General features: G+C 36.7%; 15 protein-coding genes and 1 tRNA gene. 5 read left to right on the forward strand and 11 right to left on the reverse strand.

Annotated elements, in window-relative coordinates; genetic code table 11:
• Positions 1–5 precede the first annotated feature (5 nt).
• From ABH942_RS03760 to ABH942_RS03790, 7 genes are all read right to left on the reverse strand, one after another.
• Entirely contained in the window at positions 6–1,352 is a 1,347-nt protein-coding gene (locus ABH942_RS03760) for a deoxyguanosinetriphosphate triphosphohydrolase (protein ID WP_370029778.1), read from the reverse strand.
• A complete protein-coding gene (locus tag ABH942_RS03765; RefSeq protein WP_370029649.1) occupies positions 1,352–1,870 on the reverse strand; it encodes an RDD family protein in 519 nt (172 codons plus the stop codon). The genes ABH942_RS03760 and ABH942_RS03765 overlap by 1 nt, the downstream gene beginning before the upstream one ends.
• Positions 1,871–1,882: 12 nt before the next feature.
• Positions 1,883–2,107 (reverse strand): hypothetical protein, encoded by a 225-nt coding sequence (locus ABH942_RS03770; RefSeq protein WP_370029650.1) that lies wholly within the window; start codon positions 2,105–2,107, stop codon positions 1,883–1,885.
• A 35-nt stretch (positions 2,108–2,142) separates the two neighbouring features.
• Positions 2,143–2,847 (reverse strand): AAA family ATPase, encoded by a 705-nt coding sequence (locus tag ABH942_RS03775; RefSeq protein WP_370029651.1) that lies wholly within the window; start codon positions 2,845–2,847, stop codon positions 2,143–2,145.
• Between the two features lie 101 nt (positions 2,848–2,948).
• Entirely contained in the window at positions 2,949–5,342 is a 2,394-nt protein-coding gene (locus tag ABH942_RS03780; RefSeq protein WP_370029652.1) for a ribonucleoside-diphosphate reductase subunit alpha, read from the reverse strand.
• Between the two features lie 188 nt (positions 5,343–5,530).
• On the reverse strand, positions 5,531–6,520 hold the full coding sequence (locus tag ABH942_RS03785) for a ribonucleotide-diphosphate reductase subunit beta (protein WP_370029653.1): 990 nt from the start codon (positions 6,518–6,520) through the stop codon (positions 5,531–5,533).
• 263 nt (positions 6,521–6,783) lie between these two features.
• Positions 6,784–7,353, reverse strand: a complete 570-nt coding sequence (locus tag ABH942_RS03790; protein WP_140001651.1) for a DUF3109 family protein — start codon at positions 7,351–7,353, stop codon at positions 6,784–6,786.
• Positions 7,354–7,532: 179 nt separating this feature from the next.
• Between ABH942_RS03790 and ABH942_RS03795 the strand changes: the two genes are divergently transcribed.
• The 3 genes from ABH942_RS03795 to ABH942_RS03805 are packed head-to-tail and all read left to right on the forward strand — an operon-like array spanning position 7,533 to position 8,970.
• The gene (locus tag ABH942_RS03795; protein WP_140001650.1) at positions 7,533–8,108 is read left to right on the forward strand and encodes a MarC family protein; all 576 of its coding nucleotides are present in this window, start codon (positions 7,533–7,535) and stop codon (positions 8,106–8,108) included.
• A 49-nt stretch (positions 8,109–8,157) separates the two neighbouring features.
• On the forward strand, positions 8,158–8,358 hold the full coding sequence (locus ABH942_RS03800) for a hypothetical protein (protein WP_056067874.1): 201 nt from the start codon (positions 8,158–8,160) through the stop codon (positions 8,356–8,358).
• A gap of 3 nt (positions 8,359–8,361) precedes the next feature.
• Positions 8,362–8,970, forward strand: coding sequence for an FAD-dependent oxidoreductase (locus ABH942_RS03805; RefSeq protein WP_370029654.1), 609 nt, complete (start codon positions 8,362–8,364; stop codon positions 8,968–8,970).
• Positions 8,971–9,084: 114 nt separating this feature from the next.
• Here the strand turns inward: ABH942_RS03805 and ABH942_RS03810 are convergent, their stop codons facing one another.
• Genes ABH942_RS03810 through ABH942_RS03825 form a run of 4 tightly spaced genes read right to left on the reverse strand, consistent with a single transcriptional unit; the run spans position 9,085 to position 12,385 of the window.
• Positions 9,085–10,671 (reverse strand): S41 family peptidase, encoded by a 1,587-nt coding sequence (locus tag ABH942_RS03810; RefSeq protein WP_370029655.1) that lies wholly within the window; start codon positions 10,669–10,671, stop codon positions 9,085–9,087.
• Complete coding sequence (locus ABH942_RS03815; protein ID WP_140001647.1) at positions 10,658–11,101, reverse strand: dCMP deaminase family protein; 444 nt, start codon at positions 11,099–11,101, stop codon at positions 10,658–10,660. The genes ABH942_RS03810 and ABH942_RS03815 overlap by 14 nt, the downstream gene beginning before the upstream one ends.
• Before the next feature lie 42 nt (positions 11,102–11,143).
• Positions 11,144–11,593 carry a 6-pyruvoyl tetrahydropterin synthase family protein gene (locus tag ABH942_RS03820; RefSeq protein ID WP_370029656.1) on the reverse strand — a complete coding sequence of 150 codons (450 nt, stop codon included), beginning with the start codon at positions 11,591–11,593 and terminating at the stop codon, positions 11,144–11,146.
• A 24-nt stretch (positions 11,594–11,617) separates the two neighbouring features.
• Positions 11,618–12,385: an enoyl-CoA hydratase/isomerase family protein gene (locus ABH942_RS03825; protein ID WP_370029657.1), complete on the reverse strand. Its 768-nt coding sequence runs from the start codon at positions 12,383–12,385 to the stop codon at positions 11,618–11,620.
• A gap of 98 nt (positions 12,386–12,483) precedes the next feature.
• Here ABH942_RS03825 and ABH942_RS03830 point away from each other — a divergent pair.
• Together ABH942_RS03830 and ABH942_RS03835 are read left to right on the forward strand one after the other, a co-directional pair.
• A tRNA-Ala gene (locus tag ABH942_RS03830) sits at positions 12,484–12,557 on the forward strand.
• 181 nt (positions 12,558–12,738) lie between these two features.
• A complete protein-coding gene (locus tag ABH942_RS03835; protein ID WP_370029658.1) occupies positions 12,739–13,107 on the forward strand; it encodes a hypothetical protein in 369 nt (122 codons plus the stop codon).
• Positions 13,108–13,135 lie beyond the last annotated feature (28 nt).

A 13,135-nucleotide genomic window follows, 5' to 3' on the forward strand; every position in this document is an offset into this window, starting at 1 on the left:
GCTTTTTACAGCTTCTTACGTCCGTTTATCGTATTAAATAATTCTAACGCATTTCCATCGGTTAAAAGCGACACATAATGGCAGATGTGCAGTAGCCTTTTGTAAAGATCATTCTTTTCATCATGAAACTTGTCCGGTAGCATTTTTAGCAATAATCGGTCATAGTTTGATGCTTCATTATGAAACTGGTTATTAAAGGCGGTAATGAATTTATCTAATAAAGTCTGGATAATCTGGTAACCTACCAGTTCTTTTTCAATGACTTCTCTGCTTTGGTAGATGTTTTTTACGCTCAGCTTGATAATATCATTCATCTGGGCAACATACTTGCTTTTTTCGGTCAAGGCGTGGTGGAATTTCCCTTGAAGTATCTGTTCTTCATTTTCAACGAATACTTTTACGACATCACTAATCAAACTGCCTATTGCTAATGCTCTTAGGTAGCTTATCCTGTCTTCTTTTGTAATCAGGGAATTGAATTTTTTGGTATCTATACTATCTTTTACGAGATTGATAAGGTATTCCAGCGCAAAATCTTCTGAAACCAGACCTAAATTGATTCCGTCTTCAAAATCGATAATCGTATAGCAGATATCATCAGCTGCTTCGACTAAAAAGGCTAATGGATGTCTTTCATAACCGATGTCATTTCCTGACTTATTAGGAATCATTCCGAGCTCTTCGGCTACTTCTTTGAAAAACTCTTTATCGGTTTGGAAAAAGCCGTATTTTTTATCCGAAATATGGCTTGTTGGTTTTTTAGGCAATGATTCTTTTGGGTATTTCATGAAAGCACCCAAAGTGGCATAGGAAATCCTAAGTCCGCCTTCAATACCAGGACGGGAAGCCGTTAATAATGAAAAACCATTGGCATTTCCTTCAAAATCGATCAGATCCTGCCATTCTTTTTCAGAGAGCTGGTCTTTGAACTGTTTTCCGTTTCCGGTCTTAAAATATTCGCCTATGGCTTTTTCCCCCGAATGCCCAAATGGTGGATTTCCGATATCATGTGCCAAAGATGCGGCTGCAACAATCGCACCGAAATCATTTGGCTGATAGCCGTGGACTTCTCTCAGATGTGGATATTTTTCAATAATCTGTTTTCCTACCAATCTTCCGATAGAACGACCAACAACAGAAACCTCAAGACTATGTGTTAGTCTTGTATGCACGAAATCTGTTTTGGAAAGCGGAATTACCTGTGTCTTATCCTGAAGGCTTCTAAAAGCAGAAGAAAATATAATCCTGTCATAATCGACTTCAAAGCCCAGACGGGTATCGTCTTGTTCTTTTCGTAATCTTTTTCCTTTGTCGCCTTGTTTTCTTAAAGACAAAAGTTGTTCCCAGTTCATCATAATTCGTTGGTATTATTTCCTATTTCATCCAGAGAATAAAACAGTTCTTTTTTCTTTTCTAATAATTCTTTTTTTACGACATACGTTTTGGAAATGCTGTCGTGCCAGCCTTTATTTGGCGCTCCCAAAAATGAAAAACCATCAAAAGGAATCAACCTGCAAAGCGAACGTATTAATATTTCCTGGCTGTCCGGCTTTTCACCATTTATATCGACAACAATCGTTTTGGTAATAAATTTACCTATGGTTCTTGAAAAAAAGATTTCGAATACATTGTAATAAATCAATATAATCACGACAGCCGCACCATACTCTTCTATCTTATTCATATTTTCAATACGAGCAAGAATACTATCGTTACCTATAATAACAGAAATCATAGTCAATACTACCACTAAAGCAAACATCAGCGCTATCTGGCAAACATAGTCTATCAGGTAATTTGCCAGACGAGTACCTTGGCTTGCATATAAATCTTTATCCAGCCTAAACTGTCTTGAAGTTCTATAATCCATTAATTTTTAAAATTATTCTTTCAGGTTTGCCAAAAAGAAGTTTTTAGATTTCTTTGGATACTGATCGTGCGTCTTATCGCTTGGGTTTTCAATTACCGATTTGATATTTACTTCATCTCCAATCTTAAAATTGGCTTCGGTATATTGGTAATCCAGAAGATAAGGCCCGCAGAAATAATTTCCGTTTTCATCTTTTTCTATGATTCCGGTATAAACTCCTTTTTTTTGTTTTGACATTGGTCTATGATTAAAGTAAATAATTTAGTTTGTTATTATGACAGTTTTGCCATTTCGTCAAGGATGATGTTGTTTTTTACTTGTCTGAAAACAAAATCTTTGGCCTCTGAAAAAGAAATACCATATTTTCTTTCTACATTTTGATATTTCACCGGGTATTTTGACAGCAATGTATCATAATAGCCATCCAAAACCTGTTCTGAAGGTGATATAAATTCCAGTTTAAGTTCAAATCTTCGCAGTAGTGCTTCGTCAATCATCTGAATCTGATTGGTTGCTGCTATCAATATTGCATTTCTCGGGAAATTGTCGATAAGCTGCAACAAGGCATTTACGACACGTTTCATTTCGCTGCTGTCTTTATTGTCATAATCTCTGACCTGACCCAAAGAGTCAAATTCATCAAAAAACAGTACGGAATTCTCATAATTGGCTTCCTTAAAAATGTTATTGATGTTTTTTGCCGTTTCTCCTAATTTGGAAGATACTATAGTTGACAGGTTTACGATAAAAATTTTCTTGTCCAGTTCTTTTGCTATGGCTTTTGCCGTCATGGTTTTGCCACATCCGGTCTTGCCGTACAGAAAAATTTTATTGGCGACAGGAAGCTCATATTGATGAAGGATTTCAGAAAAACGGTGTTCTTTCAGAAATTGCCCGACCTGTTCTGCCACAGAATCTTCAAAGACGACATCTTCTAAATTTACATTTTCCCTATCCCTGAAATATAGTGTGCTCAAGCTCTTTTAATTTTGTAAGCAAATATACTAAGACTAAAACTATTGGTATAAAAAAACAGCCATCATTTGACGGCTGTTTTTTATAGGTATTGTGTTTCTTATTAAGATCCGCACATTTCGCAATCGTCTGGTTCTGCATTTTTGGAACGCTCCAACATAGCACGGAACTCATCGACAGCAATTGCCGGTTCTGCAACAGTTTCTACAGCTACTGGTTCTGCTTTTTTATCGTTATTAAGCGTAAACTTGATCGCATCAACTGCCGACTTGGTTCTCAGATAGTACATTCCTGTTTTTAATCCGGATTGCCAAGCGTAGAAGTGCATTGAAGTCAGTTTAGCAAAATTCGCATCCTGCATAAACAAGTTCAACGACTGTGACTGGTCAATAAAATAACCTCTTTGGCGTGACATATCAATAATATCTTTCATTGACATTTCCCAAACGGTTTTATATAGTTCTTTCAAATCTTGCGGAATAAGATCAATGTTTTGGATTGATCCGTTATGACGCATGATTTCTTGTTTCAAATCTTCATTCCAAAGACCTAGTTCTACTAAATCTTCTAACAGGTGCTTGTTTACAACGATAAATTCACCTGAAAGTACTCGTCTTGTATAGATATTTGAAGTATAAGGTTCGAAAGCCTCGTTATTTCCAAGGATTTGAGAAGTCGAGGCTGTTGGCATTGGCGCTACAAGCAATGAGTTTCTCACACCATTTTCCATTACTTCTTTTCTTAAAGATGCCCAATCCCAACGACCAGACAAATCTCCATCTGTCAATCCCCAAAGATTGTACTGGAATTCACCTTGTGAAATTGGTGAACCTTCAAAAGTAGAATATGGACCTTCTTCTTTTGCCATTTCCATTGAAGCAGTAACTGCCGCAAAGTAAAGCGTTTCGAAGATTTCCTGGTTTAGTTTTTTAGCTTCGTCAGAAGTAAAAGGCATTCTCAAAAGGATAAAAGCATCTGCCAAACCTTGAACACCCAATCCAACCGGACGGTGACGCATATTTGAATTTTCTGCTTCCTGAACCGGATAGTAGTTTCTATCGATTACTTTGTTCAAGTTTCTTGTTACGCGTTTTGTTACATTGAAAAGCAATTCGTGATTAAATTGTCCATTTTCAATAAACATTGGCAACGAGATAGAAGCCAGGTTACATACCGCAATTTCATCTTTAGAAGTGTACTCCATGATTTCTGTACACAAGTTAGAAGAACGGATTGTTCCCAGGTTTTTCTGGTTTGATTTGCGGTTTGCTGCATCTTTATACAGCATGTATGGTGTTCCGGTTTCAATTTGAGATTCCAGAATTTTTTCCCAAAGTTCTCTTGCTTTGATCGTTTTTCTTCCTTTGCCCTGGGCTTCGTAAGAAGTATACAGCGCTTCAAATTCTTCACCGTAGATGTCATACAGTCCCGGACATTCGTTTGGACACATTAACGTCCATGTAGAATCTTCCTGAACACGTTTCATGAACAAATCAGACGTCCACATAGCGAAAAACAAATCACGGGCACGCATTTCTTCTTTTCCGTGGTTTTTCTTCAGGTCAAGGAAATCAAAAATATCAGCATGCCATGTTTCGATATAGATGGCAAAACTTCCTTTACGTTTTCCTCCACCCTGGTCTACATAACGAGCCGTGTCATTGAAAACACGCAACATCGGAACGATTCCGTTTGATGTTCCGTTTGTTCCACGAATGTATGATCCTGTTGCACGAACGTTATGGATTGATAGTCCGATTCCTCCTGCTGATTGTGAAATTTTTGCTGTTTGTTTTAGCGTATCGTAAATTCCATCAATACTATCATCCTGCATTGCCAAAAGGAAGCAAGAAGACATTTGTGGTTTTGGAGTACCCGCGTTGAATAATGTTGGCGTAGCGTGCGTAAAGAACTTTTTAGACATCAGGTCATAAGTTTCTAATACAGCATCTAAGTCATTCAAGTGGATTCCTACCGAAACACGCATCAACATATGTTGTGGTCTTTCTACAATTTTTCCGTTTATTTTTAACAGATACGAACGTTCAAGCGTTTTGAATCCGAAATAATCGTAGTTGAAATCTCTATTGTAAATTACATGAGAATCTAAGAACGCTGCATTTTCCTGAATCACATTGTATACTTCTTCTGAAAGTAACGGAGATTCCTGATTGGTTCTTGGATTCACATAGAGATACATGTCCTTCATCGTTTCTGAAAACGATTTTTTGGTATTTTTATGAAGGTTAGAAATTGCTATCCTTGCTGCCAATTGGGCATAATCAGGATGGGCAATTGTCATTGCAGCTGCGGTTTCAGCTGCAAGATTATCTAACTCTGAAGTTGTAACGCCATCATACAACCCTTCGATAACGCGCATTGCTACTTTTACCGGATCAACAAGATCGTTCAAGCCGTAGCATAATTTTTTAATTCTATCCGTAATCTTATCAAACATTACCGGCTCTCTGTGACCGTCTCTTTTAACTACATACATAAGTTTACAAATTGGTTAGGGAATGGAAGACCATTCGGGATTATTAAAAAGATTAAAACAATCCGCCAAAGCGGCATTAGTTCTGATAAAAAAGAAACCTTTTTCTTTCTAATTAAAGAAAGAAAAATACTTCTGTATTATCAGGAAATGGTTTAAAAGACAAAAGGGGTGTCTGGCTTCTAAAAAATCTAGAAATCGGCGTCGAAACTAATTTTTTGCGATTCGCTGTCGTTTCCTGTACCGCTGTTTAAAACTCCAGCTTTTTGATATTCTGAAACTCGTTTCTCGAAGAAATTCGTTTTACCTTGTAAGGAGATCATATCCATAAAATCAAATGGATTCGCAGAGTTATATACTCTTGCACATCCTAACTCTACTAATAATCTATCGGTTACAAATTCCAGATATTGTGTCATTAAGTTTGCGTTCATTCCAATCAAACTCACCGGAAGAGATTCTGTTATAAATTCTCTTTCGATATCAAGAGCCTGCACTAAAATTTCTGTAATCCTTGCTTTTGAGACTTTGTTTACCAGGTGGTGGTTATGTAAATGCACTGCAAAGTCGCAATGTACGCCTTCATCACGTGAAATCAATTCATTTGAAAACGTAAGTCCCGGCATTAATCCGCGTTTTTTCAACCAATAGATAGAACAAAATGCTCCTGAGAAAAAGATTCCTTCTACTGCTGCAAAAGCAATCAATCTTTCGGCAAATGAATCGGAATCGATCCATTTTAAAGCCCAATCCGCTTTTTTCTTAATCGCAGGAAATACATCCAATGCGTGGAAAAGCTGATCTTTTTCGGCTTCATCTTTTACATACGTATCAATCAGAAGAGAATAGGTTTCGCTGTGGATATTCTCCATCATGATTTGGAATCCGTAGAAAAATTTAGCTTCCGGATATTGAACTTCATTTACAAAATTTTCTGCAAGGTTTTCATTCACAATACCGTCTGATGCAGCAAAAAAAGCTAAAATGTGCTTGACGAAATATTTTTCCTCATCATTCAGCTTATTGTTCCAGTCTGATAAATCCTGGTGCAGATCAATTTCTTCTGCAGTCCAAAAACTAGCCTCCATTTTCTTATACCACTCCCAAATATCATGGTGTTTTATTGGAAAAATCACGAAACGGTCTTTGTTCTCTTGTAAAATTGGTTCTATCGCTGCCATACTATCTTGACGTTTATTGTGTTATAGGATTTTATTCTTTGATTTCTTGACACTACAAAGATTGTCATTTGTATCCGTAAATGAAAGTCAAACTTATCCACAATTGGGCATAGTTTTTAACAAGAGGTAAATTAATTCTTACTTTTTGAGTTTTATTTAAATAACTGAAAATAAGCTATTTATAAATCAAAAAACAACGCTAACTCCCATGAAACAAAGGAATTTGAAACCGGAGAAAATTAAAATTTTGAGATAAAAAAAGGTTATTGGTTTTTAAGCTCCTGAGCTACCTTTTCAAGTTCGGCATACCAGTCTTCACCAAAGCGACGAATGAGCGCTTCTTTTACAAATTTGTAAACCGGAACCTCAAGTTCTTTACCTAAAGAACAGGCATCATCACAAATTTCCCATTTGTCATAATTTACTGCTGCAAATTCGGTAAAATCTTTGATACGTATCGGATACAAATGGCAGGATACTGGTTTTTTCCAATCAACAACACCTTGATTATAGGCTTGTTCGATACCGCAAAGTGCGGTTTTCCCATCAAAAATTACATAAGCGCAATCTTTATTGTCAATCAGCGGCGTTTCTAAATCGCCATCTGTTCCTTTTACCCAAGTGCCTTGCGCTTCAATAGCCTCAATTCCTTCTTTACGAAGAAAAGGTTTTACTTTTGGGTAAATAGCTTCCAGGATTTTTGTCTCTTCTTCATTTAATGGAGCACCGGCATCACCATCTACACAACAAGCTCCTTTGCAAGCCGAAAGGTTGCATACAAATTCCTTTTCTAAAATGTCTTCAGAGACAATTGTTTTTCCTAGTTGAAACATGCTGCAAAGATAGTTTTCAAATGTGAAATAGCGTGTTAATTTTTGAATTTCCGGCTTTCTGGAAACAATTTGCTTATTTTCAATAACTTAATTTGAAAAAAATCATTAAAAAATTAACGATTCATTAATGATTTTTCATTTTTAATGAAATAATTTTGCAGCTTCAAAAAAGCATCGTTATGGGATTCGATTGGAGAGAAATTTTTACTGCTAGTATGGTTCTGTTTGCTGTTATCGATATCGTTGGCAGCATACCTATTATTGTTGACTTACGTTCAAAAGTAGGACATATTCAGTCTGAAAAGGCTTCTATCGTTGCGTGTGTCATTATGATTGCTTTTCTTTTTGTAGGTGAAGAAATCTTAAAACTGATTGGTATCAACGCCAGCTCGTTTGCTGTTGCCGGTTCTTTCGTTTTATTTTTTCTTGCCCTGGAAATGATTTTAGGAATCCGCCTTTATAAAGAAGACAATCCGAGTACTGCTTCTATTGTTCCAATTGCTTTTCCTTTGATCGCAGGAGCCGGAACCATGACCACAATTCTGTCTTTAAGAGCAGAATATGAAAAAATCAATATTATATTCGCCATAATCATTAATATAATTGTAGTTTTCGCCGTCCTAAAGTCGTCTTCCAAGATAGAAAAGCTGCTTGGAGAGAACGGACTGGGCGTTATCCGAAAGATATTTGGCGTTATTTTGCTGGCTATTGCTGTTAAATTATTTGGCGCCAATGTTAAAGGGCTTTTTATCTAACATAGATTTTATTAATTTCACCATTCATAATCAGGAACCCCTTCTTATAATGAAAATTTTTACTTACATATTAATCTTCCTTGCGCTTGCATTAATCATTTTCAACATTACTATTCTAGACTTTGATCATTTGTTCGAAGGAGACAGTGTTGTTGGATTGATAGGAATTGCTGCTTCATTTTGCGCCATTTTCATTCTTCTGATTTTCAGAATGTCAAAAATGATTGAAGAAAAAACAAAAGACAAATAAGACATGTTTGACGTTTTAATTATTGGCGGAGGCGTTTCAGGAATGTCCTGTGCCCTTGTTTTGGGTTCTGCCGGAAACAAAGCTTTTGCTGCAGATAAGAAAATCGGAATCTTTACACACCAGAAAGCTTCAAATCTTCAGGATGCTGTTTTCAATAATGCCTATGGAATTCCAGCCGGAAAATTAGGTTCGGAACTTTTGGAGGAAAGCAAAGAACAACTTGCTTCTCTCTATCCGCATGTAGAGCAGATAGAAAACGAAAAAGTCATGAAAATCGAGGGATCTTATCCTGATTTTACGGTTGTGACTAATAAAGGCTCATATCAGACTAAAATTATTGTAGTAGCCATTAACGCTACTAACACTTTTGCAATTGAAGGTTTGATGGATTATGTGATCCCACACAAAAAAGCAATTGTAGAAAAAAACAGAATACAGTTAAAAAACGAAGATCATTTCGTTACTGACGGGATTTATGTTGCCGGGACATTGGCAGGATTGAGAAGTCAGCTGTCTATTGCAGCAGGAAGCGGTGCTTCTGTTGCTACGGACATCTTAACTTTATGGAATAGCGGTATTCATTCGCAAGTACACGACAGCATTAGAAAATAAATTTTTGAGTAGGGGAAAAGTTACTGAGGTGCTAAGGCGCTAAGGTTTTGCTTTTTTGTACGAAAAAGAGTTTTACATAAAATAAAAAGCATCCTTTTCGGGATGCTTTTTATTTTATTTCATTTCTTGTTTGTTTTCCAGAACCGCCTTAATCATGGCGTCTTCTTTTAATACGATTTCATAGTATTTGTCGTCTCCATACAGCTGTCTGGCAAATTCAGCAGCTAAATAACGCTTGACAAGGTTTTTGGTGTGTTTCAGATCCAAAAGAACTCCATTTTTGATCAGATACTTTTGGAACGTATTGAAATACGTATCTGTCTGCTGCATTTTTGCCTGAAACTGCTGGAACGTCAGGTTTTTAAAATCATTACGATTTTTATCCAATTCTTCAAAAGCAAAATAACCCACCAGTCCGGATTGCATCATATAAGCAATACTTTCTTCGCCATGTTCTACTTCCAGCGGAACAAAGATATCCGGAACAATTCCGCCGCCGCCATATACAGTACGTCCTTTTGGCGTCTTGAATTTTAACGTGTCTGCTACTTTTATGCTGTCTGATTTATATAACTCGCCGGACTCAAAGCGTTTTTCAAATTCCTTGAAATATTCTTCACTTCCTTTTTCGTACGACTTTTGAATTGAGCGTCCCGTAGGTGTATAATATCTCGCAACGGTCAATCTTACTGCCGATCCGTCTCCTAATGGCATTTCACGCTGTACCAATCCTTTTCCGAAAGAACGTCTTCCTACTATCAGTCCGCGGTCGTTATCCTGAATAGCTCCTGCTAAAATTTCACTGGCCGAAGCACTATTTTCATTAATCAGGATATATACCTTACCCGTTTCAAAACTTCCATCGTTGGTAGCATACGTTTTGTCTACTCTTCCTTTTTTATTTTTGGTAAATACAATTAGCGCATCATCTTTCAAGAAATCATCAGCTATTTCAATTGCTTTATCGAGATAGCCACCTCCATTATCCCGCACATCGACTATAAGCGTTTTTGCTCCTTGTTTTTTAAGATCAAGAAGACCGGATTCGAATTCACTATATGTTGTTTCGGCAAAACGGTTTATTTTTATGTATCCCACACCTGGATTCACCATTACAGCTATATCCACACTTTTGATAGGAATTACATCACGTCTTACTTTGACTTTAAGTTTTTTATTTTCATTCTTTCTATAGATGGTAAGTTCCACATCAGAACCCACACTACCTTTTAGTTTGGAGAAAAGTGTATCGTTAGTAATCTTTCGTCCAAAAAGCTTGTAATTGTCTGCAAAAAGAATTCGGTCACCCGATTTGATGCCTGCTTTTTCTGAAGGCCCACCTTCAACCGGTTTTATAACAGCTACAGTATCATTATACATGTAAAAATTGACACCAATACCCACAAAATCACCTTTCATGCTTTGTGAAACCTGTTCAAATTCATTTTTAGCAATGTAAACGGAATGAGGGTCCAACTTATCTAATATGCCTGTAACTGTAAGATCAACGATAGAATCTGTATTGACATTATCAACATATTCCCTGTCTATAAAGTCAAGGAGTTTGTTTAATTTGTTTTTGGGATTGGTTTTGGAGAAAGCGATTCCGTGGGTCGGAAAATTAAGCATTCCGCCCAATACTACACCTATTGCCAGAGCAGCAAAAATAACAAGTGGTAGGTATATCTTATTGTTTTTCATTCATTTCGGTTTCTGAAATATGAACTACCTCAACGCCAGCATCTTTTAAAAATTGTATTCCGGAATCATCTTTATAGCCTTCCTGATATACAACTCGTTTTATTCCCGATTGATGGATCAGCTTGCTACATTCTTTACAAGGTGACAATGTGATATACAAAGTCGCTCCTTCACAAGATTGTGTCGAACCGGCAACTTTAAGAATGGCATTCGCCTCGGCATGAAGCACATACCATAAAGTCAGTCCATCTGCTCCTTCACAGGTATTTTCAAATCCGGATGGCGTTCCGTTGTAGCCGTCAGAGATAATCATCCTGTCTTTCACAATAATTGCGCCAACCTGTTTTCTTTGGCAATACGACAGTCGGCTCCATTCTTTTGCTATACGAAGGTATGCCTTATCGTATTTGTTTAGTTTATTCAAGTTCATACGTTTTACGAAGAAATTTTCACAGAGATTACCTGACTCAAACTAGTTGTCGCTTTGAAACCATTCTGCATAGGACGTTTCTGTTTCCTGTAATCTCAAAGAATGCAGGGCGATATTTTCTGGCAATCTGCTCTTGATTTTCTCGGCGAAATCAATCACCATATTTTCGCTTGTTGGCTGATAACCGACTAAAATCACATGATGGCCTCGGCTTTTTAGTTCTTCTGCCAATTCAATGTGTGGAGTGTTTTTATTAAAAACGGTTGCATGGTCAAAAACATCTACAACTTCTTCACGGACTATCTTTTTCAAATCCGAAAAATCAATCACCATTCCAAATTTCACGTTGGTAGAATCTGAAATTGGTGTCCCTATTACCGTTACCGACAATTTATAACTATGTCCATGTACATTTTTACATTTTCCGTCGTAGCCATACAATGCATGTCCCGTTTCGAAACTAAATTGCTTGGTAATTCTGATTTTGCTCATTCTTTTTTATTTCTGCAAATTTAGTTACTTTTTGAATTGGTTCAGGGCATTTCTGCTAAAATCTGACAAAACCAATTTCCCTGAGATTGAAGCTCTTTCATACAAAAGTGTATCCCAGTTTTCTGTTCCTTCCCATAGTACTTTTTTCATTTCAGATAAGGCTTCGGGATTATAGGATGCTAGTTTTGAAGTAAAGATTTCTAATTCTTTATCTAAGTCTTCTTTTGTTTCAAAAACTTTGGCGTACAGTCCTTTTTCCTGAGCCCAATAGGCATTTTTCCATTCGTCTGCCGCCAACGTCATTTCGCCTAAAGCACCTTTACCGATTTTTCTTGAAACAGCCGGTTCAATCACAAAAGGCCCGATTCCGATAGCCAGTTCCGATAATTTGATAGCACTGTCAACAGTTGCAAAAGCATAATCGCACGCCGCTGCCAATCCTACTCCACCACCAACAGCCTTGCCATGAATGCGCCCTACAATTAGTTTAGAACATTTACGCATCGCGTTGATGACGTTTGCAAAACCTGAAAAGAAGCTGGTTCCTTCAATAAGATTGGACACCGCCAAAAGTTCATCAAAAGAAGCCCCGGCACAGAATGCTCCATCACCTTCACTTTTTAGAATAATAAGATTTACTTCCGAATTACTGCTCAGGTTATTTAATTCATCTGTTAATCGTTGTAATAATTCGCTTGGAAAAGAATTACTTGCAGGATGTCCGAATTCAACTGTTGCTATTTTATTTTCGATAACGGTATATAATGAGCCGTTTAATCTTTGTGTAGTCATAAAAAAATATTTGCAGGTAAAGTTACGCTTTTGTAAAATAAATTCATCAGGAGGTATTTGCTTTTTGAAAATTAATTACCTTAATTTGTGCCAGCTTTGGGGATGTAGCTCACTTGGCTAGAGCGCTTGGCTGGCAGCCAAGAGGTAGTGGGTTCGAATCCCATCTTCTCCACTTAAAAGGACAAATCGATATTTTTATTGGTTTGTCCTTTTTTTATCCATTACAAAAAACCCGATCTTCTTAGACAACAATAAAACGATATGAACATGGATAATAAAAACTTAATTCCAAATTAAACTCAAAACGCAACTTTTACATCAATAAGACATCTCCTATATAAATATTTTAAACCATGAAACATTATCTATATTTACTCTGTATATGTTTTTTTACTTTACTAGTATCCTGCGACAAAAATGTTGGAGAGACTGGTGTAGTAGAAGATGCTATTACAGGTGAAAGATTAAAAGGTGTTGTCGTAAAAATGAATTCAAGCCAAGGTTCTAGAATTGACACAACCGATATTGATGGATATTTTAATGTTTTGAAGTTTTTTAGCTGTGGTATAGCAAGTTGTAACACTGATTATGATATCATGTTTTTAAAAGACGGATATGATACTTTAAGAATCTCACAGGGATATAGTCGTTCTGACAATGCAGTATTTGTTACGGAAGGAAAAAAAGACACATTATTGATAAGATTAAATGTGCGGGATTAGGAAGTGTTTCAATTCTTGGAAGACTATT

Source organism: Flavobacterium sp. 28YEA47A (assembly GCF_041262125.1).
Taxonomy (GTDB): domain Bacteria; phylum Bacteroidota; class Bacteroidia; order Flavobacteriales; family Flavobacteriaceae; genus Flavobacterium.